The organism is Pseudomonas sp. ANT_H4, from assembly GCF_008369295.1.
In the GTDB taxonomy this organism is placed as follows: domain Bacteria; phylum Pseudomonadota; class Gammaproteobacteria; order Pseudomonadales; family Pseudomonadaceae; genus Aquipseudomonas.
In genome coordinates, this window is record NZ_VOBG01000001.1 from 505980 (window position 1) to 529613 (window position 23634).

A 23634-nucleotide genomic window follows, 5' to 3' on the forward strand; every position below is an offset into this window, starting at 1 on the left:
TCATGTTCGAACCCGTGGTCGCCACCCTGATTACCTCCATGGCCCGCACGGTCACTGGCGCGCGCAGCCTATGGCTCGGTTGCGCGCCGGAGCCAGTACAGCGCATCTACTTCGCCAACCACAGCAGCCACGGCGACTTTGTGCTGCTGTGGGCATCCTTGCCGCCCAAGTTGCGCAAAGCCACACGCCCGGTGGCTGGCAGCGATTACTGGCAAAAAAGCGCCCTGCGCCGCTACATCATCAATCGGGTGTTCAACGGTGTGCTGATCGACCGGGAACGCAAAGACCCTGTGGATAACCCGTTGCAGCCGATGCTCGATGCCCTCGAAAATGGCGATTCGCTAATCATCTTCCCCGAAGGTACGCGCAACCTGGAAGATGGCCTGCTGCCCTTCAAAAGCGGCCTCTACCACTTGGCAAAAAGTTACCCACACGCCGAGTTGATACCGGTGTGGATCGCCAATCTCAACCGTGTCATGCCCAAGGGCCGCGTCCTGCCGCTGCCATTGCTGTGTACCACCAGCTTTGGTGCGCCGCTGCAATTGGAAGACGGCGAAGACAAGGCGCTGTTCCTCGCCCGCACCCGCGACGCCTTGCTCGCCCTTGCCCCGGAGCATTCCTGACATGGATAGCCAAACCCTGATGTTGTTCGGCGGGATCGGCATGATCCTGGTGCTCGCCTCGCTGATCGGCCTGATCCTCAAATTGCGCAGCCGTGGCACGCCCAACGCGGTGATCGATAACCTCAACGCTCGCATCAACGCCTGGTGGGTGATGGTGGTAGTGATTGGCATCGCCTTCTGGCTCGGCACCGGCGCGGTGATCTTGTTGTTCTACGCGGTGTCGTTCTATGCGCTGCGAGAGTTCCTCACCCTCACGCCAACCCGACGCAGCGATTACCCGGCGCTGGTGGCGGCGTTCTACCTGGCCTTGCCCCTGCAATACCTGCTGATCTACTTCGACTGGTATGGGCTGTTCTCAATCTTCATCCCGGTCTACGTGTTCCTGCTGCTGCCGATCCTCGCGTCATTGGGCGGCGATAGCACGCACTTCCTGGAACGGGCGTCGAAGGTGCAGTGGGGGCTGATGATCGCAGTGTTCTGCGTGTCCTTCGTCCCGGCGCTGCTGACCCTGGACATCGTCGGCTATGAAGGTCGTAACCTGCTGCTGATCGCCTACCTGGTGATCGTCGTGCAGCTGTCGGATGTGTTGCAGTACGTGTGCGGCAAGCTGTTTGGCAAACACAAGATCGCGCCCAATTTATCGCCTTCGAAAACCGTGGAAGGGTTTGTTGGCGGAATCCTGCTGTCATCGCTCATTGGCGCGGCGTTGTGGTGGACCACGCCGTTCAATCCTTGGCAGTCGTTTTTAATTGCGCTGTTGATCAACTTGCTGGGGTTTGCCGGCGGGATCGTGATGTCGGCGATCAAGCGCGACCGTGGCGTGAAGGACTGGGGGCATATGATCGAGGGGCACGGCGGGATGCTGGATCGGCTGGATTCGGTGTGTTTTGCCGCGCCGATTTTCTTTCATCTTGTGCGGTACTGGTGGACCTGAAAACGTTAATCAGACCAAAAGAAAAACCCCCGATTGTCGGGGGTTTTTCTTGGGTATTGAATTTAGAGAATTAAAACTGTCGCGAAGGGTGCCCGTATTTCGGGGCCTGCAGCGTCGTATAAAGGAACCGAAAAACTCTTGCAACCAGTAATGACACAACATCCACGTACCTTTGATGGAGCCGCTTGCGGCGAGCCTCTGGGTCGGATCAAGGGGCAGAACGATGAAGCGCTGATCATTCTGAGTGATAGTCGGCTTCATCGAGGCTTGAGCGCTTGACTGGTTCGGGTTCGGGTTCGGGTTCGGGTTCGGGTTCGGCAAAACGATGGTTTCCTCGAACTCTCCATGATGTTCGCCATTACTCGCGTTATGTCTTAAAATAGCCGGTTGCCGAAGAACCGTCATGACCATAGCCATGAAGGGCTTCCATCCTTTACAAATAAGTGTGATGAAGATGAACAAGCCTTTCATTTCGCTGTGCCCTGAAATTACTCGGGCGCACGCGCTGACGCTGATGGATTGGTTGGAGGATGAGCGTGTCACCTGCTATCTGAGCGATTCGCGTCATGTCTCCCGCTCCATCGAGCAAGCCATCGATCGGACTCAATTGCCGATCCTGACCCATCTATTCAACCGGGGCGGCCGATTCTTCATGGCCTATGACCGGCATGACGCCCCGGTGGGCTTTGTCCGTCTAATCAAGACCGGCTCAAATTGCGAGATAGTCCTGGTCATTGGAGACCGCGACAAATGGGGTCGAAACCTTGGCGCCCGTACGATCCGCGAAGGAATGAAACTGGCCTTCCTCGACATGCGAGCCGAGAAGCTCATCGCCAAGATCCACCCGGACAACGCGCGCTCGCTGAAAGCCTTTCTGCGCAGCGGCTTTCTGCTTGAGAGCGAAACGCCGACATTGAAGTCATTTTCCATGACGGCGGGGCGCTATCTCCAGTTCTTGCGCGAAGGTGCCATTGGCGACTCCACTAGGATCTACATCACTGAAATCGACAAGGCCAGGCTCGAGAGTCTAATCGTGCTCGAGCAAGGCCCGGCCATTGTTGAACTCGAACATGAGCTTGAGCGAGCCATTGTCGTCAAGCCGCAGCAGGTGGCGTGCAATGTCGTCACGATGAACTCTAGGGCCTTGCTGCAGCTGGACGACGAAGAGATCGAAGTGGCCTTGGTCTACCCTGAAGACGCGGACAGCAACGCAGGGAAGCATTCAGTGTATTCCGACATTGGCGCCGCCATCCTGGGCTATCAGGAGGGGGACGCCATCGACTGGCGAATTTCTGATCGGACCCGCCGGATTGAGATCAGGAAGGTGCTTTACCAGCCGGAGGCTGCGGGCGATTTCCACCTATAATTGCGCCTTTTGCTCAGTGTTCGTCCATCAGGTATGGAAAGCGAGGATCCCCCAAAGGAAATTTTCTGAACAATATGGAAATCGGAGCAAGGCAACCGCGTCCAGAGAATATGCGCTGGGGAATGCCTGTAACAGGTACTGATCCGAGCAATCAGCTACCTACGACAGTTTTAATTCTCTAAAACCAGTTGGGTACCAACAACATAATTTGACACAACCCCTCGCGCAAATCGGGGTCTGTAGGATGATTCGGGGTAAAGACAACAGCAACATAGATTGACACAGATGGGCTGCGCTTCAAATACAGGGCTCGGCTGCTCACAACATAGTTTGACACGAACAACTAGAGTGCAGTCATGAAGGGTGGTTTTTGAGAATTACAACTATCGCGTGTGAATTAAAACCGTCGCATGTGCCGCTTGATCTCGGGCGGCACCTCACGTGACCCTGCTGGAATCAGGCTCAGGTCGTTCAACGAGTTTTCCCTGGCGATATTAGAAGAGATGCAACACACCAACTCTGGCTCAGGTGCTGCAAAGATTACTGACATTTTATTGACCATGGCAGCCATTGGCGTGCCGATGGTTTTTGTATGCAACTACAGCTTGGCTCATAAGCTACTTGGCCGAAACAGCGAGGACAAGCAACGTCTGCTCGCTGATCCCCGAAGCATGTTGCCGGACGAGCCTGGCAGCGCGAATTGGCTGAACGATATCGCTGAATGTCTCAGAGCGAGCTATGCCTACGTAAAGGCTGATATTGGTTAATCGGCCGTTGAGCTGTACCGCTGTACTTTTGGTATCAAGCGACTGGTGGTACAGCTGTTGAAGCTGGCCTATGTGGAATGTCGCAACTCGGGGCGGCAGTGCGTGAACCAGCTCGATATTACTCGTGCATACCGTGCCACAGCTTACACAGCGAGCGCCGGTGAGGTGGAGGAGCTAATGCTACTGGCGCTGAGCAGTCTCAAAAAACATAAGCTCAAGGACTTGCACTGCCCGTTCGATCTATCTGCTGCAATGAAGACAAATGTCGTGAATTTCACTCGTGCTGATCGTCAGGAACGTGTCAATGCTACGGTCTTTCACTCGTAAGCGGCCAGCGAACACGCAGTAGAGATAAACTAACGCACGAGTATGCTGCTCCGCATGCCCGCAGCGATGTAATGCCTGAGTTCTTCGCTGGCTTCACTGACTTCCGCCAGTAGCGCTGGACGTCCGTCAAGCATGATGATGATGTCCTCAATGTCTCTGTGATAAGGGTCGCCTTCTCAGCTGGCTAGCACCAGGTGCTCGATCCGCTTGTAGGTCTCGAAGAGCGCAATCATGTCACCTTGAGCCATGACTTCCAGTGGCAATCGGCCGGCAAAAAACGGATTGTCGTTCTTGAAGCGAGGGAAACCTTTCACGTTTGCCTGGTTGGAGAAGACCATCCGCAGCGAAGCGTGGATACCCAGCACCATCCCGATGCGTTGCTGCTGATCTTTATCGAGCCGCTGACCTGCAGCAATGCCACGCCATGCGCGACGGTAGGTCGCGGGTGAAATTCTGAGAATCCGGCACGCCTGACTGGGCGTGGCTTCCCAGGCGCCGATGATGCGCAAAGCCACCTTCAACCCGGTGGTAGCCTGCTGCTCGCTAAGACGTTCACCACTGATCATCCTGTTCTCCTCTGCCGTACGCAGTTTACCTACTAATGGCTGAAGTAGAGAGGCCCGCCTCAGCATGCGCATAGCCTGTAGCGGAGAAGTAAAAAATCTACCACCTACCTAAGAGTTAGTCGAAGAAACACTTAATTTTTCTTTGACTCTGTGTTGTAGGTTTTATGCATCTCAGATCGGATCTCTTTTATGGCTCCGATCAGCGGAGCGAAATAAAGTCGTGGAGCGTTCTTGGCGATTTGGCGAAGCTCTGCGGCTAATGTGGATTTCATGTTCGGAATCTCAAAGGGTAGCGTTTTTATATCTAGTCCCTTTTAGGTGTATTTTCAAGGGCCGCGGCAGGGACGGTGGTTACCTGCCCCCCCTACCGCGACCGTCTGACGTCGGTCTATGTTCACAAAAATAGATGAGTCGGGAGGCCCTGCAGACGTAGCTCATGCAGAGGTTGGCACCGGGTCATTATCCACGTGGGCTTCGTTGCCACACCGTCATGCACCAAGAACTTCATTCGTTGGCACGGCGATTAACGAAGGGGTATGCACAGTGCGGCTTCACGACACCGAACACTGCGATCAATCTGGCCAGCGCGATCTCGGTACCGGCGCGCATGTCCATAGGCTCGATGGAAAGCCAGATGGCTTCAACTCCAATCATACCAACAGATCTCGCAGAAAAGTGGCACAGGCGACAGCGCTTCCGATCGGCCAGTTCACTTTGATGGTGCCACGCGGGTGCTGTATTTCAGGAGTCATCTATGTGGGTCAAAGCACGACTTAGTACGAACCCGCGCGGAGGGTAGAGTTTTTGGCAAGGGCACAAACTTACCGGTGCGGCCATCGAAAGCTTGGATACAGCTGCTGTGAAAATTGGGAGGAAATGCAACTACACGAAAAAGATGCCACTGGAGTGCTGCCCCCCTCCTCACGAGTGCAGCGTTGACGTCGCTATTTCCACACACCGTAATCCATAACGCACCGGAGAGCCCTGTATGCACTTGGCGGGCATTGGAAATTCCAGGCCTTTACCGGACGAATCTCTCGATGCGTGAAAAGTCGCCTGATAAAGCTAGCGAGTGATCACAATTAGGAGGTTGTTCTCTCGAAACACCTTCGCTCCATCGGGAAGCCAAGACGGAAGCTGGTCGCCATGCATGTCGGGGGCTTTCAGCACAATCCCTACGGGTCCTAGCTTCATCTGCTTACTTAGCCAGTCACCAACGTCTTTCGACAGAACGCGTCGATCTTGTGCATCCGCGTACCCAAGGCCGTAGCGCAACTCTCCATCAACATTGAGCAGCGTCACGTCACTGCGGTTCAGACGCCACGCCAAGGCCGAAGCTGCACCCAGGTCGTTGCTCAGCAGGCTGCGCGCGCCCTGCAGCGGGTCCAGGTGCTCGGCGATGAACTGGTCAGGCATCTTGTTATCGACGATGGTCTGCGGCATGGATGCCGGCAGCACTGCGATCAGTACCCAGATCGCCAGGGCCGGTGCGTACCAGTGCTGGCTGGCGCGCTTCCACTGGATCGCACCGCACAGCGCCCAGACCATGCAGACCAGCGCCGCGCTGGCCAAGCGCGCGGGGTAGCCGGAAAACACAGGGTGAGTTAGTTCGAGACCGATCAGCCCCAGCAGCGACAAACCTCCTAGAGCCAGGTTGAGCAGCCCGTTACCGCGCAGCAGACGCAGGTCCTTCTGGCGCAGCTTGTCTACCAGGGTGTTGGCCATGAGCAGCGCGAGTGGCGCGAAGCATGGCAGGATGTAGGTCGGCAGCTTGCCCTTGCTGAGGCTGAAGAACAGGAATGGCATAGCGAACCAAAGCGCGAGAAACCCGCTATGGCGCTCGCGCCGCTCCGCCCAGGTACGCTTGAGGGCGGGTATCACCAACAGCGTCCAGGGCAAGCTGCCAGCAAGCAGGATGGGGATGAAGAACCAGAACGGCGCCGTGTGCTGCGCATGGTTGCTGGTGAAGCGGCGGATGTGCTCGTTCCAGAAGAAGAAGTTCCAGAAGTCCGGCTCCCGCTGATTGACCGCCAGCACCCACGGCAGACTGATCAGCACCGCGATCAGCACCGCCAGCGGCCCGCCCTTGAGCAGCTCCCGCCAGCGCCCGTGAAGCACGGCGTAAGGCACCACCACGATCACCGGCAGTAACCAGGCGAGGAAGCCCTTGGTCATGAATCCGATGGCACAGGCCGCGCCGAGCAGAGCCCAACCTAGCCAGCGCTCCCGAGCGCTGCGGCCTTCCATGCCGAGCCAGGCCGAGGCCAGGCTGAGGGTGGTCCAAAGCGCCAATTGCGGGTCGATGTTGGAGTACCCGGCCTGCCCGGCGGCGAGGCCGAAGGTCATGTAAAGCAGACAAGCGGTCCAGGTCTTGAGTGGGTCGCTCCACAGCCGGCGAGTCAGCAGGAACACCAGCAGCACGGTAGCACCGGTGGTCAGCGCCGAGGCTATGCGCGTACCGAAGAGGTTGTCGCCGAATAGCGCCTGGGCGATCGCGATCAGCCAATAGCCTCCTATGGGTTTCTCGAAATAACGCAGCCCCATGAAGTGCGGCACCACCCAGTTGTCCGTGTTCAGCATCTCCTGGGCCGCCTGTGCATAGCGCGTTTCATCCGGCACCCAGAGGCCGTGGAAGCCCAGAGGCAGAACGAAGAATAGGGCGAAGGCGATGAACAGCGCCGGATAGGCCAGCGCGGGCAGCGTCACCATCCCGGCTGGCCTAGTGACTACTGTGGGGGGTGTTATCGAGGTGGTCGAAGACATGCGGTGGGTCTCCTTAAAATGCTGTGCCGGCGAACAAACGGAGTGATACGTTGGAACTGGCGCAATTCGGATGGGGAAGATCTAGGGAAGTACGCATGAAAGCGCGGACGGTCGAAGACAACTCCCTGCTGGGCAAGACCGTGCAACGCAGCTTGCAGGAAGCCGGCTGGATCGTCGATCTGGCGATAGACGGCGATGGGGCGCTCACATCGGGTACTTTGTTGAGCCATCCGGCTTTTTCGTGATCCATGTGTAGGTAGCTTCTCCTGAGGTGAGCTGCACTGAACTTGCGCAGAGGAAAAGATACATAGCGAAACTTAGTTGAGACTGAGGGACTGTTATGAAATTGCCATATTTCCTTTGCCGAGTAGATCGTTGCGCTGCACGTTGGCGCTTACGTCGTGCACATCAATCCTGCGCCAGTTGACCAGCAGAGCAGCCGGGTGTTTTGCCTAATAGGACTTACAACAGAGCAATTCCCTGCCCCGGTTTCGCTTATTGGGTCGATTTACCTGTTGCCAGGTTTAGAGCTCGGTGCGGCTGAAACTCACAGTGACAGCTCACAGAAACCTCCCGTTGAATAACTAGGGAATGGGCGCTGAAATGACAATCAGACAGTGCGTCGACCGCAGGACCTGCTGCCATGAAAGAACGATGGGTGGCCATTGTCCCAAGAATGAGGACGAGATTAGGCAAATTGACTGAAGACAGGAAAAATGAGCTTCTTGGGAAGACTCCCCACCTCATTTAGCTCTCCCAATAGTGGTAGCGGCGCGAGTGACGCGAACTTTGGTGGATTATTCCTCTAGTCTCTCTTATGGATGAAGCGGATATTGGTGGATTTCAGACGAGCCAGCGATAGTGCTCTGCGTGACGCGCCGCATCATTTCGACGATTCGCCCATCACTGTCTTCCACTGTGTAAAACCCAGAGAGCCCAGGATCCTCGGCGCATTAGCACCATCGGCAGCTATGAAAAATGCCTCGGCGTAATCGCTGGATCGCTGACCTGCAGGCACCCGCATCGTGCGTTCGAAGTGATCGATGCAACCGCTGTGAGTAATCAGCACCAGGTTTTCCTTAGGTTTCTTGTAAGCCATCGCGGCATTCCTGAAGCCTGCGTCGCACTCGCCAACCCACTTCTGTGAGGTCGCGGTATTGCCCGCGATGAGATCGGCTGTCTGCTGGGTACGCGTCTTCGGGCTGGAGATGAGGGTAGCGTTATCAAGACCCAACTTCTGCAAACCCTTAGCGACAGCCAACGCCTGCTGCTGGCCATTGACCGTGATGCCGTTGGGGGGCCCGAAGCAGGGATTGCTTGAACGATCACAGCGCTCGGCATGCCTAACCATCACTATGACATTTCCCTCCATCCACTGTCCGTTAAGGCCGGACTGTACAAAGTTATTTCCATCACCCAGATCCGGCACGCGGGGCGCAAGGAAATACCATGTGGCAGCAGTCAATGCGGCAATGGCAGCTAAGCCAAATGCGATATTTTTCCTGCTCAAGCGCACGGTACGATTGTTCACTTTGCCTGCTGTAGCATCACCCATCTGGATGCTAGCCATATCATCACTCCTGCAGAGGTAGGAACAGCGGTACTAGTCAGGAGCTCGCCTTTTCGCGGCACCATAGATACTGCGGGAATGTAGAGATGGCTGTGTATTAAAACGGTGAAAACAACGTGAAAAAACAGAAGTATGCGTCACGCTTTGGGGCGACCAGAGTCAAGCATTCAGAGCCTCTTACTCGCCCCTGCATACGACGAAATCTTGGCCATCTGCACTAACGTCCCAGCCTCGTTGCCATCCTCCTCCAACATCCGGCCTCATGTAACCGGGGGGGGGGGCCGGAGGTCCATAAAATTAAAGGTCGGCGATTATAGAGATTGGGGCGTATGCGTCCGGCCAACACACCTTCCTGACCCCAACGCCAAAGGTGATGGTGTCCACCTGAAAGTGGACACCATTTCTAGCCTTTTAAGCGGGTCTTTCATGCAGTCACAACGCCGTTCCTATTCCAAATCCTTCAAGGCTCAGGTCATTCAAGAGTGCGCCCAGCCAGGGGCCTCGATTGCCAGCGTTGCGCTGAGCCACAGCCTTAACGCAAACCTCGTCCATAAATGGATTCGAGTCCAAGCGCAGAAAACCATGGCTCTGCAGCCTGCGTTCATTCCGCTGCCCTTGCAGCTAGCCGGAGTAAATTCACAAGCCGTGTCGTCGACTATTTGTCTCGAAATCCCGCACCCATGCGGCACCGTCAAAGTGAGCTGGCCAACCGAAAACGCCGCAGCCTGTGCCACCTTTCTGCGAGATCTGCTGCGATGATCCGCATCGATACCATCTGGCTCGCCACCGAGCCGATGGACATGCGCGCCGGCACCGACACCGCCATGGCCCGCGTGATTTCAGTGTTCGGTGCGGCGCAGCCGCACTGCGCTTATCTGTTCGCCAACCGCCGCGCCACCCGCATGAAAGTCCTGGTGCACGATGGGTTGGGCATCTGGTTGGCGGCACGTCGGCTCCACCAGGGCAAATTCGCTTGGCCTGGCACGCGCCACGGTTCACAAATGGAGCTGAGCACCGAACAGCTACACGCCTTGATACTGGGCTTGCCATGGCAGAGAGTTGGCCCCGCAAACGCCATTTCCATCCTCTGAACCGAGCCATGCCCCATCCGGCAGCGCAATTGTCCGATCAGCCTGTCGTCCTGTTTACGCTGATCTGGCAAGATCGGCGACATGACTTCGATCCCCGACCTCGACCAACTGAACCCCGAACAACTGCGTGCACTCGCGGCGCAGTTGCTGCAACGCGTCTCGGCGCTCGACGAGCAAGTTGAAACGATGGGCAAGACCGTCCAGGTCATGGACAAGAAGATCCATAACGACAAAACGTTGATCGAAAAACTCAGCCACGAGATCGCCCAACTCAAGCGTTTCAAGTTCGCCAAACGCAGCGAACAAATGAGCCCGGAACAGGCCAGTTTGCTCGACGATCTGATCGATACCGATATCGCTGCCATTGAAGCGGAACTGGAGTCGCTGCAAGTTACTCCGGCACCGACCCAGGAAAAGCAGAAACCCAAGCGTCGCGCCTTGCCGCCTGAGTTTCCCCGCACGCTGATCCATCACGAGCCGGACAACACGGAGTGTGCCTGTGGCTGCGCGCTCAAACGCATCGGTGAAGATGTCAGCGAGAAGCTCGATTACACACCTGGCGTGTTCACCGTGGAGCGCCATATCCGTGGCAAGTGGGTCTGCGACAGTTGCGAAACACTGATCCAGGCCCCGGTGCCAGCGCAGGTGATCGACAAGGGCATCCCGACTGCGGGCTTGTTGGCCCACGTCATGATTGCGAAGTTTGCTGACCATCTGCCGCTGTATCGCCAGGAAGCCATGTTTGGCCGCGCCGGCCTGGTTATCCCGCGTTCGACCCTCGCCCAATAGGTTGGCGCCTGTGGCGTGCAGTTGCAGCCACTGGTCGATGCGCTGCGCGAAGTGGTGCTTGAACAGCCGGTCGTTCACGTTGATGAAACGCCGGTGCAAATGCTCATGCCGGGCACCAAGAAAACCCATCGTTCCTACGTTTGGGCTTACGCCACCAGCCCGTTTTGCGAAACCTCGGCTGTCGTTTACGACTTCAGCCTCAGCCGGGCCGGCGAGCATGCGCGTAACTTCCTGCAAGACTGGAAAGGCAAGCTGGTCTGCGATGATTTCGGCGGTTACAAGGCCAGCTTCGAACTCGGCGTGACTGAAATCGGCTGCATGGCTCATGCCCGGCGCAAGTTCTTCGAACTGCATGCGACCCAGAAGAGCACGCTGGCTGAACAAGCGTTGCGTTACATGCAGGTGCTGTACGAGATCGAGGGGGAAATCAAGGAACTGGAACCGGACATACGCCGCCGAATACGGCAGGAAAAGGCGGTACCCGTGATGGATGCGTTGCATGCCTGGATGGTTGCCCAGCGCGACATCGTGCATAACGGTTCGGCCATTGGCAAAGCCTTGGATTACAGCTTGAAACGCTGGACGGCGCTGTCGCGCTACCTCGATGACGGGGCCGTACCTATTGATAATAAATGGTGTGAGAACCAGATACGGCCTTGGGCGCTGGGGCGCAAGAACTGGCTCTTTGCTGGGTCGCTACGCAGCGGCAAACGCGCCGCTGCGATCATGAGTTTGATCCAGTCGGCCCGGAACAATGGGCACGATCCCTATGCCTACCTGAAGGATGTGCTGACGCGCATGCCTACGCAGCGAGCAAGTGAGATTGCAGAGTTGCTACCGCATAGGTGGCGTCCGGCTTAGTCGTGCAAGACGGTTTGCCCGTACGCTTACGAATCAAGCAGCACCAAGAGCACCGTATCGAAGGGTTGTCGTAGATCGATTGCACCCATACGTCCCGTAATCTTTTGCGGGTTCAGGATACAGCGACCCTTGATCTGGATTCTCGCGACACCATCTTCCAGCGCCTCTGTAGCGTCGTAACCTGCCTGCCTTGCAGGATGTAGCAACAGGCCGAGTCGAGTAGCAGCTTCGTACTCTGCGACCTCGCCGGTGACGCCCAGCGGCTTGCCGGTTAGGCGGTAGAATCTGCGCGCCAGCACCTTGGCGTCTTTCAGAATCTTTAGGATTTCCTCCTGAATCAATGCCGCCTGCAGGGGCTCGTTGCAATTATCGGGTTCAGTCATCCGCGAATGCTTCCAAGGCAGGGAGCAGCTTGGGTAGCTCAGTAAGGTTGGCAGTGACGATGTCATATTCTCCTCGACTGCTCAATCTAGTCCGATCAGGGCGAGTCCTAGGAAACCAACCAAACTGAGTCGGCGGGTGGCAATCGGCGATAACTCAACTGTATACTTATTGCTCAGCCCCGCGCTTGAGCTACAGGAACACCAGCATGACTGTACTCCGAACGATCTACTGGCAGCCTACGCCGCCTTAGCGCTACGCCCCCTCGCAACACCTCGCACCGGCCTGTTTTCGCTCGCGGTGCGTACTGCTGTATGCCCGGTTCTTACACCCAAAGCACACAGTCAAATAATCCTCAAAATTTGAATTCGTATCGACGCGCTCGCCATTCGCTTGGTGTACGTGCGGTGCATTGCCTTGGATATTCTGATGTTGCAATCACTCAAAAAAACGTGGTTCTCCAACGTTCGTGGAGATGTGCTCGCGGGGATCGTGGTCGCACTAGCGCTGATCCCCGAAGCCATCGCCTTTTCCATCATCGCCGGCGTCGACCCCAAGGTCGGCCTCTACGCCTCCTTCTGTATCTGCGCAGTTATCGCATTCGTCGGCGGTCGCCCTGGCATGATCTCGGCGGCGACCGGAGCGATGGCACTGCTCATGGTCACCTTGGTGAAAGATCACGGGCTTCAGTATCTGCTGGCAGCAACGCTGCTCTGTGGGGTACTCCAGATACTCGCGGGTTACCTGAAGCTAGGTTCGCTGATGCGCTTCGTCTCTCGCTCTGTGGTCACGGGTTTTGTTAACGCCTTGGCGATTCTGATTTTCATGGCGCAGTTGCCTGAATTGACCAACGTCACCTGGCACGTCTACGCCATGACCGCAGCAGGTCTCGGAATCATCTACCTGTTTCCATATGTACCGAAGATCGGCAAGCTGATTCCCTCGCCACTTGTGTGCATCCTGACCCTGACTGCTATCGCGATTTACTTGGGGCTGGATATCCGCACCGTTGGAGACATGGGTCAGCTACCGGACACACTGCCTATTTTCCTGTGGCCTGAAGTCCCGATGAACCTTGAAACCTTGCGCATCATTTTCCCGTATTCAGCAGCGCTCGCAGTTGTGGGCCTACTGGAGTCCATGATGACAGCGACCATCGTTGATGATCTGACCGATACCACCAGTAACAAAAACCGCGAGTGCAAGGGCCAAGGCGTTGCCAACATTGCAGCAGGGATGCTCGGTGGCATGGCCGGCTGCGCCATGATTGGACAGTCGATCATCAACGTGAAGTCTGGCGGTCGAACTCGCCTTTCAACTTTATGCGCAGGCATCTTCTTGCTGCTGATGGTCGTGTTCTTGGGCGAATGGCTCTCCAAAATCCCGATGGCGGCATTGGTTGCCGTAATGATCATGGTGTCCATCGGCACCTTCAGTTGGGACTCGCTGCGAAATCTGAAAGCGCACCCGTTGTCGACCAACATCGTCATGGTGGCAACTGTTGTGGTGGTCGTGGCAACGCATAACCTGGCCTATGGTGTGTTGGTTGGGGTGCTGCTGGCATCGCTGTTCTTTGCGAACAAAGTCGGGCACTACCTGGATATCACAAGCAGTCTTGAGGAGACTGAATCGCACCGGACTTACCGTGTTGTGGGCCAGGTGTTCTTCAGCTCCGCAGACAAATTCACCAATGTCTTCGACTTCAAGGAGGCACTCAAGAAGGTCACTATCGAGCTGACCCAAGCCCATTTCTGGGATATCACCTCGGTTGCAGCGCTGGACAAGGTGGTTATCAAGTTCCGTCGCGAAGGCGCCGAGGTTGAAGTGCTCGGTCTGAATGAAGCCAGTGCCACTATCGTTGACCGCTTTGGCGTGCATGACAAACCTGACGCCATCGATAAGCTCATGAGCCACTAAGGAGACCGACAATGACCCACGTAATGGCATGCATTGATAACTCACAATCCTCGCTGGCGGTCTGCGACTACTCAGCATGGGCGTCGCAACGACTTAGCGCGCCTCTTACCTTGCTGCATGTATTGGATGAGGAGAAATACCCTGCATCAGCAAACCTGAGCGGAAATATTGGTCTCGGAAGTCGAGAGCATCTACTGGAGGAGCTGGCTACTCTAGATGCTCAGCGTGCCAGGCTCGCTCTGGAGCAAGGTCAACACATGCTCGAGAAGTCCAGGGAGCGGACGGTCATAGCCGGCGCAGCTTTTCCTGAGTTAAAGCAGCGCCACGGACACTTGATAGAAAGTCTGATCGATCTTCAGGACGATATTCGACTGCTGGTCATTGGGCGAGTGGGTGAAGACAGCAAACGTGGAGTGCACAGCCTTGGCAGCCAAATTGAAGCTATTGTACGCACAATTCACCGTCCAATTTTGATAACCGCAAGCAGCTATAAAATGCCACAAAAGGTGATGCTCGCGTTTGACGGTAGCCGCACAGCACACAAAACCGTTGATCTGCTTGCCGCTAGTCCGCTTTGCGCAAACCTACCGATTCATCTCGTTATGGTTGGTGCTGATTCGGAAGGCAACCGAGAGTCGCTGGAGAAAGCGAGGAGCACGCTCCTTACTGCTGGCTTTGTCATCCACGCCCAGATCCTGCATGGAGAAGTGGACGAGGCTCTGCACGCTTATCAGGCGGAGCAGGGAATTGATCTTCTCGTCATGGGGGCCTACGGCCACTCGCGCATTAGACAATTTCTGGTAGGCAGTACAACGACGATGATGCTCAGCACAGCCACCATGCCGATACTGTTGCTTCGTTGAGTAGCTGCAAGTACACGAATTGGGTCGCATCTAACAAATACAGGTGCGACTCAGTGGATGCCAAACGAAGTGCAGTACCAAAAACCGAGACTCACTTATTCAAACGCAGGGAGGCTTGGCGTAGCTACTGCCTTAGCCTCTGCTACCCAAGCATCAAAGCCTCCAGCGATAGAAGACACATTGACGTAGCCCATCTCACCCAGAGCTAAGGCAGAAAGAGCAGCTCTTCCGCTCGTTTTGCAATAAAGAATTATCTTTAAGTCTCGGATAGCGAGTTCTGGCGTGCTGCTAAGCCTGAACTCCAAAATCCCACGTGGAATGTTTACTGCGCCAGGGATATGGCCAGCGCTGTACTCATCTGGCTCCCGTACATCGATCAGTAGATCAGCTTCCTCTACTGCAGCATCTGCTGAGCCAAGGTCTATTTCTCTGATGTGTAATTTAGCTTCTGTCACAAGATCATGTGAGCTTTTCATTTAAGATTTAATCTCATTTGCGTCGAGTTTTTCAATTCAGGATGCGGGCTGCACCCGCCTCGACACCATGGCCCTAGGCATTCATTATGTAAATATATATATTATATAAATTCTAAATGAGTCGGCAGTTATGCAACGCCCTGAAAATGAACTCGATATCCAGCAACTGCGAGCTAGCGCTGAAGCTGCTGGCCAGCTACTGAAAGTGCTGGCGAACCCTGATCGATTGCTCCTTCTCTGCCAACTGTCGCAGGGTGAGTTAAATGTGACCGATTTAGAGGCCTTGTCGGGCATTCAGCAACCTACGTTGTCTCAACAACTCGCGGTGCTACGTAGCAAGAGCATGGTGGAAACGCGACGCGCGGGAAAGCAAGTCTATTACCGAATCAGCAGCTCTGCCGCGCTTGCGGTGATCCATGTCCTTTATCAGCACTTCTGTGCAGGAGATGCAAAATGAGCATTGATTGGATCAACTTTACGCCTTGGACTTCCGTAGGCGGAGGGGCCTTGATAGGTCTGGCGGCTAGCTTGTTCGTTCTCGCAAATGGTCGCATCGCAGGCATCAGTGGGCTGATTGGAAGCGTGATGCAATTTGGCAGTGAAGGCTGGAGCGAGAAGGCGCTGTTTCTTCTTGGCCTAGTGATTGCTCCGTTGTTGTGGGGAGCGTTCACCTTATTACCGGAGATCGAGATCAAGGCTGAGTGGCCCGCTCTGATTATTGCGGGGCTGCTCGTAGGCGTGGGCACCCGTTACGGCTCCGGCTGTACAAGCGGTCATGGCGTTTGTGGGATCTCTCGACTGTCAGCCCGCTCGATCACTGCAACGATGTGCTTTATGTTCGCCGGTTTTGCAACGGTGTACGCCATTCGTCATGTGGTGGGAGCATGAAAATGATCAAGCTGAGCGCATTTTTTGCAGGACTGATCTTCGGCTTCGGGCTTCTTCTGGCAGGTATGGCGAACCCCGCCAAGGTGTTGGCATTTCTTGATGTGGCCGGGGCCTGGGATCCGTCACTCGCCCTGGTGATGGGAGGAGCTATCGCAGTGGCGGCTATCCCCTTGAATTGGGCGCGCAAGAACAAGCAATCGTTGCTTGGTGCCCCCATGCAGTTACCGATGAAACGGGAGTTGGATGCCCGCTTGATTGGCGGCAGCCTGGTGTTTGGTATCGGTTGGGGAATTGCGGGGATCTGCCCTGGGCCAGCGGTCGCTATTCTGCTTACGGGGCACGGGAAAATCATCATATTCGTATTGGCCATGTTGGCGGGTATGTACTTGTTCTCTCTATTAGAACGTCGGCGCACGGCCTGATTAGGTGATAGCCATGAAAGCGAATGACTGAAGCACGGTCAGACGTCTACACACGCTGACCAGATCGATTTCACCTATTGAGAGCCAAGGGGTATTTGATGTCAGACCTGAACGATCCACGAGTCTTCTTTGCTGCTGAGCGAACCTTGCTGGCCTGGAACCGAACCAGCCTTTCGCTGATGGCGTTTGGCTTTGTAATTGAACGATTCGGACTACTGCTGCAAATGCTCAAGCCAGGTGTTTTGAGCGCTCCAGGAAAACATTTTTCTTTCTGGATCGGACTCGCTTTTCTAATGCTGGGCTCATCGGTTGCCTGTTGGTCATCCTGGCAGTACAAAAAGGTGGTAAAGACCCTCAAGCCTGTTGAGATCCCCCTTGGCTACAGCGTCAATGCTGGCCCTGGCATCAATGTCATCACGGCAATCCTGGGCGTTTTGCTCGTTGCGTATTTGTCCATTATGTAAGCAAGACAGACCTTCGTTCGGCTCCCGACATCGCCCTCCGCATAAGAGGGTAAACGGCAGCCCCAGGGCTTTACACCGATGCAGACGAGCATTTTCAACGAGCAAACGAGTGAAGGTTCTCGATTCACACGTATTTCAAAATATTTCTGAAAATGCCGAAACTGTCATCGGATAGAAATATTTAAAGAATTAAATCGTCACTTCTCCGATAGGTGGATACCTCCACTTAACTCCTTTCATTGAGGTGTTGTCGTGATGTTGCTGACTAAAAAAAGCCTGTCTGTCTTACTGGCTTCCCTCTGCATGAGTGGCCTTGCTCATGCGACCGATGTTACCGGTGCGGGCTCCAGCTTTGTCTATCCGGTTTTGTCCAAGTGGTCGCAGGACTACAGCAAAAGCTCCAGCAACCGTATCAATTACCAGTCGATTGGATCGGGTGGCGGTATCGCTCAGATCAAAGCGGCAACAGTAGATTTTGGTGCGTCTGACGCACCGTTGTCTGCCGATGATCTCAAGGCCGGTGGCCTAGGCCAATTTCCCAGTGTGATTGGCGGCATCGTGCCGGTGATGAACATTGAGGGTGTAGCGCCGGGCCAATTGAAGCTCGATGGTGAGACCTTGGCGAAAATCTTCTTGGGTGAGATTACAGTCTGGAACGATCCGGCCATCGTCGCCCTGAACCAGGGCATGAAACTGCCAGACAGTAAAATCACCGTCGTCCACCGTTCTGACGGCTCTGGCACCTCATACAACTTCACCAACTACCTCTCCAAAGTGAGTGATGGCTGGAAATCGAAAATCGGTTTCGGCACGACTGTGCCTTGGCCGGTTGGTGTGGGTGGTAAAGGCAACGAAGGTGTCTCGGCCTACGTGAAGCAGATCAAAAACTCAATCGGTTATGTTGAGTACGCCTATGCCCTGCAAAATAAAATGACGCACGCGCAACTGAAGAACGCCGCCGGGAAATTCATTCAGCCCAATGCCAAAGCCTTCCAAGCGGCTGCCGACACTGCGGACTGGGCTAACGCCAAAGACTTCAACCTGATCATGACCAACGCGCCTGGCGATAGCGCATGGCCGATCACGGCGACCACTTGGATCATCATGTACAAACAGCCGAAGAATGCCGAGCAAAGCCAAGCTGCCTTCAACTTCTTCAAATGGTCGTTGGAGAAAGGCCAGCAACAGGCCTCTGCGCTGGACTATGTAGCCCTGCCTGACTCTCTGGTGAAGCGTATCGAAGGTTACTGGAAGTCTGACTTCGCCCATTGATTCAGCAACACTCAAACCCCTTCCTCAAGCAAGTTTTGCCTGGCGAAGGGGTTTGTTTGTGAGTAGACGTATGATGAACGACACAGTCCAACCTTTGACCATGACCCTCCACGTTGGCGACGTTACGAGTGATAAGCGTGCGGCTCGCGATCAGCGTCATGATCTCTGGTTCAAGCGTTCAATGCTGGGCGCGGCAATGCTGGTGCTTTTGCTACTGGCGAGCATCGCCGCCTCGACACTTTGGGGCGGTAGTCTTGCGCTCAAGACTTTTGGCCTAGACTTTCTGACAAGCACTGAGTGGGATGCCGTCAACAATCACTTCGGTGCATTGGTGCCGATTTACGGCACCTTGGTGACCTCTTTTCTGGCGTTGCTGATTGCCGTTCCCGTCAGCTTTGGCATTGCGATTTTCCTTACTGAAGTAGCACCGCCTTGGCTGCGGATGCCCGTCGCCTCGGCGGTTGAATTACTTGCGGGAATCCCATCGATTATCTATGGCATGTGGGGGCTGTTCGTTTTCGGCCCGTTCATGGCAGAGCATCTATCGCCCTGGATCAATGACTATCTGGGTGAACTTCCTTTGGTCGGTTCGCTGTTTCAGGGGCCGCCATTAGGAATTGGCATGCTGACAGCGGGCATTGTGCTGGCAATCATGATCATGCCCTTCATCACCTCTGTCATGCATGAGGTGTTCCGTAGTGTTCCCACAACCCTAAAGGAGTCTGCTTACGCGTTAGGTAGCACTACTTGGGAAGTGGTCTGGGACATTGTCCTGCCTTACACGCGATCTGCGGTTGTCGGGGGCATTTTTCTAGGGCTCGGACGGGCATTGGGCGAGACCATGGCGGTGACTTTCGTGCTGGGTAATGCTCAACAGTTCTCCGCCTCCTTGCTGATGCCAAGCAGTTCCATCGCGTCAGTCATTGCCAACGAGTTCAGCGAAGCCTATACCGACCTGCATCGCTCCGCGCTCATCGCGCTGGGTTTCCTGCTGTTTGTCGTCACCTTTATTGTCTTGGCGTTAGCACGACTCCTACTGATGCGGCTGTCACGCAAGGAGGGTCTATGACTGGTAACGAACGTCTCTACCAAATCCGAGCCTTCAAGAATCGGCTAGCAATGGTACTCAGTTGTGGCGCCACAGCCTTCGGCCTCATTTGGTTGGTCTGGATTCTGTTGACTACGGTAATAAACGGATTCCAGGCGCTCAATCTTCGTCTCTTTACACAGATGACACCGCCGCCCGGTACGGAAGGTGGACTGGCAAATGCGTTCTATGGCAGTGCCCTGATGTCCGCTATCGCCCTGCTCATCGGTACGCCCATTGGCTTGATGGCGGGAATCTGGCTAGCGGAGTTCGCACGACACTCGCGCCTGGGCAACACAGTCCGCTTTATTAACGACATTCTGCTTTCGGCACCGTCCATTGTGCTGGGTCTGTTCATTTACACCGGCGTCATCCTGCCGTTGAACATACTGACTAACCACCAAGTCGGCTTCTCCGCTATCGCCGGCGCTCTGGCACTGGCGCTATTGGTGATTCCAGTGGTGGTGAGAACCACTGACGAGATGCTTCAACTGCAACCCTCAACCATGCGGGAAGCCGCACTGGCGTTAGGCGTCCCGCAATGGAAACTGACTCTGCAAATCGTACTGCGAGCTGCAAAAGCAGGCGTGGTGACCGGGGTGCTTCTCGCACTGGCCAGAATCACTGGTGAAACAGCGCCGCTGCTGTTTACAGCGTTCGGCAACCAGTTCTGGAGCAGCAATCTTCTGAAACCGATTGCCAGCGTGCCCGTAGTGGTTTTCCAGTACGCCATGAGCCCATTCGATGACTGGCACTCCCTAGCCTGGGCTGGCGCATTGGTGCTGACCTTGTTTGTACTGGTACTCAGCTTACTGTCCCGCTTGATCCTTTTACGCAATAGGTTGACCTGATGAATAGCCGTGACCTTGCCGACGAAAGAACAAAAATTCGCGTTCGTGGCCTGGAGTTTTTTTACAACAGCCAGCGCTCTCTTAAGTCCATCGATATGGATATTCCAGAGAAACGCATCACTGCGATCATTGGCCCTTCAGGTTGCGGGAAGTCGACGTTACTGCGGGTATTCAACCGCATCTACGCCATGTACCCGAAGCAGGAGGCGCGCGGCGAGGTGCTGCTTAACGGAGAGAATATTCTCGCGCCGGATTACTCGATGAACCGGCTACGTAGCCATATCGGCATGGTATTTCAGAAGCCAGTGCCGTTTCCGATGTCCATTTACGACAACGTTGCCTACGCCGTGCGCCACCATGAACAACTCTCCCGGTATGAGATGGATGCCCGCGTAGAGCAAGCCCTCAATGGTGCAGCGCTTTGGGACGAGGTAAAGGACAAGCTCAAACAAAGCGCACAAAGCCTGTCGGGTGGTCAGCAACAGCGCCTGTGTATCGCTCGCACCATCGCGCTGCGCCCCCAAGTATTACTTCTGGATGAGCCGACTTCCGCACTTGACCCAATCTCAACCGGGCGCATAGAGCAGTTGATTACTGAGTTGAAAGAGCAATATACCGTCATCATCGTGACCCACAACATGCAGCAAGCGGCTCGGGTTTCGGACTACACCGCCTTTATGTTTATGGGCGAATTGATTGAGCATGATGTGACCGATACCATCTTCACCAAACCAAAAATGAAGCAGACGGAAGACTACATTACAGGTCGCTTTGGATAACCAATCCCTTTCCTTCAGTACATAAGCTCTCAGCCCCTAGAGCGGCAAGGAGTTCGTCAGCTTGGTGAGAACATTAGTGGCCATCGCCATAAGCGCATCGTTTGGAGGGTGGCTACGCAGTATTTTGGGGTCGAAGCTCAAGGCTTTGTTTCCTAGCATGCCCGCAGGAGCGCTCGTAGCGAATTTAGTCGGGGGGTACTTCATTGGCCTGACCATCGGCTTTTGGGCGGATTCGCCGCTGCTCTTTCCTCGTTGGCACCTTGCGATCATCACAAGCTTTTGCATAGGGCTCGCGGTCTTCTCGCTAGCCTCGGCAGGATCGGCTACGTTAAGCCACAAAGAACGGTTTATTCCTGCAATTGGGGCTATCTCGCTTCATGTCATAGCGTTGTTTGCCATGACTGCGTTAGGAGCGCTCACATTCCAGTGGGTAGACGACATCGAAGCAAATGTCCTTGGGCATCGAGGATGCTGACTCAACTGGATGTTTTCGTCCCTGCCAAGTCAGATCAGTGGGCATCATTTGAGATTGTCAGTGAGGTGAATCACGGCTGGATATCATCCGTCCAGATTCAGGCCTTTGCCTCTCCCGTGTCGTCCTTCACATCAAACAATCCTGCAAAAAAAAGATGAAGTGTGTCCCAGGTACGCACCCACCAACCACCTGCTTCTCCCGCTTCTAACGCTATGAGTGATCGGGTAGTAAGTTTATTTACACCGTCATACAGCTCAAAACTCCCGACTACATCGCCGACAGCAATAGGAGCTTGTAGAGCGTTATTAATGTGTAGGCGCGTTTCTACCTTGCGACCACTATTCTTGGGTAGCGTGAGTGTCACATCATCGCGCAAGCCAACAGCGATTACGTCCTTGTCGCCTTTCCAAAGTCGCGGTTGAGCTAAAATTTTTCCGCCTTTCTGATAGGTATTCGTCTCAAAATTGCGAAAGCCATAGCTCAGGATCTTTTGAGCATCTTCCGCACGACTGTTCATCGTGGTCGAGCCAAATACTGCACTGATTAGGCGCCGCCCATCACGAACAGCAGAAGTCACCATGCAGTATCCGGCTTCCTCAGTATGGCCAGTCTTGAGGCCGTCAACACTCGGATCGCGCCAAAGGAGAAGATTCCGATTGGGTTGGCGAATGTTGTTCCAGGTGAAATATTTGTGCGCGTACAACGAGTAGTAAGCTGACTCATCGGTGATGATCGCCCGTGCAAGCCGAGCCATATCATGAGCTGAAGAATAGTGTTCAGGTGCCGGCAAGCCTGTAGGGTTCACAAAGTGGGTGTCAGTCAGCCCAAGTTTATTAGCTGTGACATTCATCAACCCAGCAAACGCATCTTCGCTACCCGCGATATGCTCAGATAGCGCCACACTGGCGTCATTGCCAGAGTCGATCACCACGCCGCGCAGTAGGTCTCGCACAGGCACAACGGCGCCCGGATCAAGAAACATTCTAGAACCGCCCGTTCTCCAGGCATTCTCACTGACAGTGACCGGGTCGTCGACCTTGAGGCGCCCAGCCTGTATCTCATTGGTAGCGACATAAACGGTCATCAATTTGGTCAGGCTGGCTGGGGGCAAGCGCATATCAGCGTTTTGGCTATCTATAACCGTACCGGTCGCTGCATCCATAAGCACCCAGGATTTTGCGCTCAGTTGCGGTGCTGCGGGGATCATCGCTCTCGGGGTAGGTGACGCAGGACTTGGGGTTGATACTGGAGCCGCCCAAGCTGGTGTCAAAAAAGAACACACAAGAATGAGTGTAAGCCGCAATTTAGGGTGTTTCACAAGTGCCCGCCTCGGATAGCAGAAAGACGCGCCAAACTAAGTTAGGACTTGTGATCGCTCAAATTAACCCAGGTTAAAATAAATTTAACTTGGCGCGGCAAGGGATGCTTTCACCTCTGGCAAAGGACAGATAATCGACACCGTGGCTCCGCAACCACGCGGTGACTCTTGGATGCTCAATACGAATCCATGCAACCGAACGATTGCCGATACCAGAGAAAGCCCCAACCCATGTCCAGGTTGCTGGCGAGTAGAGTCGACGCGATAAAGCCTGCGAATCACGCTTTCACGTTCTTCCTCAGGGATTCCAGGGCCATTATCAGAGACCTCGATATTGAGCGAGTTACCCGCCAGATAGCCCCTAAAGTGAATGACACCACCCTCGGGAGTAAATTTGATGGCGTTATCCAAAAGATTAACCAACGCCTCGAACAGAAGAGAAACATCACCCGATAAAGCCGGAAGATCCGCTGAAATCTCAAGGAGCAGTGTTAGCCCCTGTTCCTGTGCCAACGGTTCGAAAAATTCGTGCGCCTGCGTTATTAGGGCCGCAGGTTGAAAAGATTCAAATCCTGACCTTCTCCTCGTATCTTCAAGTTCAGATATTCGCAGCAGCCCTTGGAAGCGCAACATGATGGATTCGCTTTCTTCCAGTGCTGAACGAGCCCCATGAAAGACAGGACACCGTTTCCCCCTTACGATAAGGGATAGGCAAACGGTTATGTTTATGACTAATAGCAACGATAAGAGTGGTGAGCTTTTGGGTCAGGAGCGGCGGCGCCGC

At 54.8% G+C, this 23634-nt stretch carries 28 protein-coding genes and 1 pseudogene; 20 read left to right on the top strand and 9 right to left on the bottom strand.

Translation table 11 applies throughout. From position 1 onward, the window contains the following. Positions 1–2: 2 nt before the first annotated feature. Entirely contained in the window at positions 3–623 is a 621-nt protein-coding gene (locus tag FQ182_RS02430) for a 1-acyl-sn-glycerol-3-phosphate acyltransferase (protein WP_149412492.1), read from the top strand. 1 nt (position 624) lies between these two features. Beyond that, complete coding sequence (locus FQ182_RS02435) at positions 625–1557, top strand: phosphatidate cytidylyltransferase (protein ID WP_133100653.1); 933 nt, start codon at positions 625–627, stop codon at positions 1555–1557. A gap of 9 nt (positions 1558–1566) precedes the next feature. Here FQ182_RS02435 and FQ182_RS02440 read toward each other — a convergent pair whose 3' ends face one another. Further along, positions 1567–1974, bottom strand: coding sequence for a hypothetical protein (locus FQ182_RS02440; RefSeq protein WP_149412491.1), 408 nt, complete (start codon positions 1972–1974; stop codon positions 1567–1569). Between FQ182_RS02440 and FQ182_RS02445 the strand changes: the two genes are divergently transcribed. The 3 genes from FQ182_RS02445 to FQ182_RS02455 all read left to right on the top strand — a co-directional run bounded on the left by FQ182_RS02445 (position 1961) and on the right by FQ182_RS02455 (position 4017). Next, positions 1961–2923, top strand: coding sequence for a bifunctional GNAT family N-acetyltransferase/nucleoside diphosphate kinase regulator (locus FQ182_RS02445; RefSeq protein WP_178114371.1), 963 nt, complete (start codon positions 1961–1963; stop codon positions 2921–2923). The genes FQ182_RS02440 and FQ182_RS02445 overlap by 14 nt on opposite strands. A 410-nt stretch (positions 2924–3333) precedes the next feature. Further along, complete coding sequence (locus FQ182_RS02450; protein WP_057005194.1) at positions 3334–3690, top strand: hypothetical protein; 357 nt, start codon at positions 3334–3336, stop codon at positions 3688–3690. Between the two features lie 57 nt (positions 3691–3747). After that, entirely contained in the window at positions 3748–4017 is a 270-nt protein-coding gene (locus FQ182_RS02455) for a hypothetical protein (RefSeq protein ID WP_134939714.1), read from the top strand. Positions 4018–4193: 176 nt separating this feature from the next. On the opposite strand, the gene FQ182_RS02460 is transcribed toward FQ182_RS02455, so the two are convergent. The 3 genes from FQ182_RS02460 to arnT form a co-directional block, all read right to left on the bottom strand. Further along, complete coding sequence (locus FQ182_RS02460; protein ID WP_057005192.1) at positions 4194–4583, bottom strand: antitoxin Xre-like helix-turn-helix domain-containing protein; 390 nt, start codon at positions 4581–4583, stop codon at positions 4194–4196. Between the two features lie 504 nt (positions 4584–5087). Further along, a complete protein-coding gene (locus FQ182_RS02465) occupies positions 5088–5237 on the bottom strand; it encodes a transposase (protein ID WP_057005898.1) in 150 nt (49 codons plus the stop codon). Positions 5238–5648: 411 nt separating this feature from the next. Next, complete coding sequence (arnT, locus tag FQ182_RS02475; RefSeq protein WP_057005897.1) at positions 5649–7292, bottom strand: lipid IV(A) 4-amino-4-deoxy-L-arabinosyltransferase; 1644 nt, start codon at positions 7290–7292, stop codon at positions 5649–5651. Positions 7293–7441: 149 nt separating this feature from the next. Between arnT and FQ182_RS02480 the strand changes: the two genes are divergently transcribed. Beyond that, positions 7442–7591 carry a response regulator gene (locus FQ182_RS02480; protein ID WP_134939716.1) on the top strand — a complete coding sequence of 50 codons (150 nt, stop codon included), beginning with the start codon at positions 7442–7444 and terminating at the stop codon, positions 7589–7591. A gap of 638 nt (positions 7592–8229) precedes the next feature. On the opposite strand, the gene FQ182_RS02485 is transcribed toward FQ182_RS02480, so the two are convergent. Continuing rightward, the gene (locus FQ182_RS02485) at positions 8230–8916 is read right to left on the bottom strand and encodes a histidine phosphatase family protein (protein WP_057005896.1); all 687 of its coding nucleotides are present in this window, start codon (positions 8914–8916) and stop codon (positions 8230–8232) included. A 426-nt stretch (positions 8917–9342) separates the two neighbouring features. Here FQ182_RS02485 and FQ182_RS02490 point away from each other — a divergent pair, with 426 nt between their 5' ends. From FQ182_RS02490 to FQ182_RS02500, 3 genes and pseudogenes are all read left to right on the top strand, one after another. Further along, positions 9343–9675 (top strand): transposase, encoded by a 333-nt coding sequence (locus FQ182_RS02490; protein ID WP_186355073.1) that lies wholly within the window; start codon positions 9343–9345, stop codon positions 9673–9675. Next, a complete protein-coding gene (tnpB, locus tag FQ182_RS02495; RefSeq protein WP_057005895.1) occupies positions 9672–10007 on the top strand; it encodes an IS66 family insertion sequence element accessory protein TnpB in 336 nt (111 codons plus the stop codon). Before FQ182_RS02490 ends, tnpB begins: the two co-directional genes overlap by 4 nt. A gap of 81 nt (positions 10008–10088) precedes the next feature. Further along, positions 10089–11657, top strand: a pseudogene (locus FQ182_RS02500) (IS66 family transposase). A 26-nt stretch (positions 11658–11683) separates the two neighbouring features. On the opposite strand, the gene FQ182_RS02505 reads toward FQ182_RS02500, so the two are convergent. Next, the gene (locus tag FQ182_RS02505; protein WP_234427167.1) at positions 11684–12040 is read right to left on the bottom strand and encodes a hypothetical protein; all 357 of its coding nucleotides are present in this window, start codon (positions 12038–12040) and stop codon (positions 11684–11686) included. Positions 12041–12467: 427 nt separating this feature from the next. On the opposite strand from FQ182_RS02505, the gene FQ182_RS02510 reads away from it, so the two are divergent. Together FQ182_RS02510 and FQ182_RS02515 are read left to right on the top strand one after the other, a co-directional pair. After that, positions 12468–13955: a SulP family inorganic anion transporter gene (locus FQ182_RS02510; protein WP_057005894.1), complete on the top strand. Its 1488-nt coding sequence runs from the start codon at positions 12468–12470 to the stop codon at positions 13953–13955. A gap of 11 nt (positions 13956–13966) precedes the next feature. Beyond that, positions 13967–14818 carry a universal stress protein gene (locus FQ182_RS02515; protein WP_057005893.1) on the top strand — a complete coding sequence of 284 codons (852 nt, stop codon included), beginning with the start codon at positions 13967–13969 and terminating at the stop codon, positions 14816–14818. 95 nt (positions 14819–14913) lie between these two features. On the opposite strand, the gene FQ182_RS02520 is transcribed toward FQ182_RS02515, so the two are convergent. Next, complete coding sequence (locus FQ182_RS02520) at positions 14914–15294, bottom strand: rhodanese-like domain-containing protein (protein WP_082643907.1); 381 nt, start codon at positions 15292–15294, stop codon at positions 14914–14916. Between the two features lie 130 nt (positions 15295–15424). Between FQ182_RS02520 and FQ182_RS02525 the strand changes: the two genes are divergently transcribed. The 9 genes from FQ182_RS02525 (at position 15425) to FQ182_RS30845 (ending at position 21532) form a co-directional block, all read left to right on the top strand. Then, positions 15425–15751 carry a helix-turn-helix transcriptional regulator gene (locus FQ182_RS02525; protein ID WP_057005892.1) on the top strand — a complete coding sequence of 109 codons (327 nt, stop codon included), beginning with the start codon at positions 15425–15427 and terminating at the stop codon, positions 15749–15751. Then, entirely contained in the window at positions 15748–16182 is a 435-nt protein-coding gene (locus tag FQ182_RS02530) for a YeeE/YedE family protein (RefSeq protein WP_057005891.1), read from the top strand. The genes FQ182_RS02525 and FQ182_RS02530 overlap by 4 nt, the downstream gene beginning before the upstream one ends. A gap of 2 nt (positions 16183–16184) precedes the next feature. After that, the gene (locus tag FQ182_RS02535) at positions 16185–16604 is read left to right on the top strand and encodes a DUF6691 family protein (protein ID WP_057005901.1); all 420 of its coding nucleotides are present in this window, start codon (positions 16185–16187) and stop codon (positions 16602–16604) included. A gap of 98 nt (positions 16605–16702) precedes the next feature. Then, on the top strand, positions 16703–17068 hold the full coding sequence (locus FQ182_RS02540; protein ID WP_046482237.1) for a YidH family protein: 366 nt from the start codon (positions 16703–16705) through the stop codon (positions 17066–17068). 255 nt (positions 17069–17323) lie between these two features. Then, the gene (gene pstS / locus FQ182_RS02545) at positions 17324–18340 is read left to right on the top strand and encodes a phosphate ABC transporter substrate-binding protein PstS (protein WP_082118724.1); all 1017 of its coding nucleotides are present in this window, start codon (positions 17324–17326) and stop codon (positions 18338–18340) included. Between the two features lie 73 nt (positions 18341–18413). Beyond that, complete coding sequence (gene pstC, locus FQ182_RS02550) at positions 18414–19409, top strand: phosphate ABC transporter permease subunit PstC (protein ID WP_057005900.1); 996 nt, start codon at positions 18414–18416, stop codon at positions 19407–19409. Beyond that, the gene (gene pstA, locus FQ182_RS02555) at positions 19406–20278 is read left to right on the top strand and encodes a phosphate ABC transporter permease PstA (RefSeq protein WP_057005890.1); all 873 of its coding nucleotides are present in this window, start codon (positions 19406–19408) and stop codon (positions 20276–20278) included. The genes pstC and pstA overlap by 4 nt, the downstream gene beginning before the upstream one ends. Then, positions 20278–21057, top strand: coding sequence for a phosphate ABC transporter ATP-binding protein PstB (pstB, locus tag FQ182_RS02560; protein ID WP_057005889.1), 780 nt, complete (start codon positions 20278–20280; stop codon positions 21055–21057). Before pstA ends, pstB begins: the two co-directional genes overlap by 1 nt. Before the next feature lie 76 nt (positions 21058–21133). Further along, positions 21134–21532, top strand: coding sequence for a CrcB family protein (locus FQ182_RS30845; RefSeq protein WP_325073710.1), 399 nt, complete (start codon positions 21134–21136; stop codon positions 21530–21532). A gap of 97 nt (positions 21533–21629) precedes the next feature. Here FQ182_RS30845 and FQ182_RS02570 read toward each other — a convergent pair whose 3' ends face one another. Together FQ182_RS02570 and FQ182_RS02575 are read right to left on the bottom strand one after the other, a co-directional pair. Further along, complete coding sequence (locus FQ182_RS02570) at positions 21630–22739, bottom strand: D-alanyl-D-alanine carboxypeptidase family protein (protein WP_057005887.1); 1110 nt, start codon at positions 22737–22739, stop codon at positions 21630–21632. 195 nt (positions 22740–22934) lie between these two features. Continuing rightward, a complete protein-coding gene (locus FQ182_RS02575; RefSeq protein WP_256666171.1) occupies positions 22935–23483 on the bottom strand; it encodes a sensor histidine kinase KdpD in 549 nt (182 codons plus the stop codon). Positions 23484–23634 lie beyond the last annotated feature (151 nt).

Coding starts and splice junctions, on each gene's coding strand:
- FQ182_RS02450 (WP_057005194.1), top strand. CDS start 3,334: ATGTGCCGCTTGATCTCGGGCGGCACCTCACGTGACCCTGCTGGAATC.
- pstA (WP_057005890.1), top strand. CDS start 19,406: ATGACTGGTAACGAACGTCTCTACCAAATCCGAGCCTTCAAGAATCGG.
- FQ182_RS02530 (WP_057005891.1), top strand. CDS start 15,748: ATGAGCATTGATTGGATCAACTTTACGCCTTGGACTTCCGTAGGCGGA.
- pstC (WP_057005900.1), top strand. CDS start 18,414: ATGAACGACACAGTCCAACCTTTGACCATGACCCTCCACGTTGGCGAC.
- FQ182_RS02505 (WP_234427167.1), bottom strand. CDS start 12,040: ATGACTGAACCCGATAATTGCAACGAGCCCCTGCAGGCGGCATTGATT.
- FQ182_RS02515 (WP_057005893.1), top strand. CDS start 13,967: ATGACCCACGTAATGGCATGCATTGATAACTCACAATCCTCGCTGGCG.
- FQ182_RS02540 (WP_046482237.1), top strand. CDS start 16,703: ATGTCAGACCTGAACGATCCACGAGTCTTCTTTGCTGCTGAGCGAACC.
- FQ182_RS02460 (WP_057005192.1), bottom strand. CDS start 4,583: ATGATCAGTGGTGAACGTCTTAGCGAGCAGCAGGCTACCACCGGGTTG.
- FQ182_RS02570 (WP_057005887.1), bottom strand. CDS start 22,739: ATGATCCCCGCAGCACCGCAACTGAGCGCAAAATCCTGGGTGCTTATG.
- FQ182_RS02485 (WP_057005896.1), bottom strand. CDS start 8,916: ATGGCTAGCATCCAGATGGGTGATGCTACAGCAGGCAAAGTGAACAAT.
- FQ182_RS02520 (WP_082643907.1), bottom strand. CDS start 15,294: ATGAAAAGCTCACATGATCTTGTGACAGAAGCTAAATTACACATCAGA.
- FQ182_RS02510 (WP_057005894.1), top strand. CDS start 12,468: ATGTTGCAATCACTCAAAAAAACGTGGTTCTCCAACGTTCGTGGAGAT.
- tnpB (WP_057005895.1), top strand. CDS start 9,672: ATGATCCGCATCGATACCATCTGGCTCGCCACCGAGCCGATGGACATG.
- FQ182_RS02430 (WP_149412492.1), top strand. CDS start 3: ATGTTCGAACCCGTGGTCGCCACCCTGATTACCTCCATGGCCCGCACG.
- pstS (WP_082118724.1), top strand. CDS start 17,324: ATGTTGCTGACTAAAAAAAGCCTGTCTGTCTTACTGGCTTCCCTCTGC.
- arnT (WP_057005897.1), bottom strand. CDS start 7,292: ATGGTGACGCTGCCCGCGCTGGCCTATCCGGCGCTGTTCATCGCCTTC.
- FQ182_RS02575 (WP_256666171.1), bottom strand. CDS start 23,483: ATGTTGCGCTTCCAAGGGCTGCTGCGAATATCTGAACTTGAAGATACG.
- FQ182_RS02440 (WP_149412491.1), bottom strand. CDS start 1,974: ATGGCTATGGTCATGACGGTTCTTCGGCAACCGGCTATTTTAAGACAT.
- pstB (WP_057005889.1), top strand. CDS start 20,278: ATGAATAGCCGTGACCTTGCCGACGAAAGAACAAAAATTCGCGTTCGT.
- FQ182_RS02525 (WP_057005892.1), top strand. CDS start 15,425: ATGCAACGCCCTGAAAATGAACTCGATATCCAGCAACTGCGAGCTAGC.
- FQ182_RS02490 (WP_186355073.1), top strand. CDS start 9,343: ATGCAGTCACAACGCCGTTCCTATTCCAAATCCTTCAAGGCTCAGGTC.
- FQ182_RS02535 (WP_057005901.1), top strand. CDS start 16,185: ATGATCAAGCTGAGCGCATTTTTTGCAGGACTGATCTTCGGCTTCGGG.
- FQ182_RS02465 (WP_057005898.1), bottom strand. CDS start 5,237: ATGATTGGAGTTGAAGCCATCTGGCTTTCCATCGAGCCTATGGACATG.
- FQ182_RS02435 (WP_133100653.1), top strand. CDS start 625: ATGGATAGCCAAACCCTGATGTTGTTCGGCGGGATCGGCATGATCCTG.
- FQ182_RS02480 (WP_134939716.1), top strand. CDS start 7,442: ATGAAAGCGCGGACGGTCGAAGACAACTCCCTGCTGGGCAAGACCGTG.
- FQ182_RS02445 (WP_178114371.1), top strand. CDS start 1,961: ATGACCATAGCCATGAAGGGCTTCCATCCTTTACAAATAAGTGTGATG.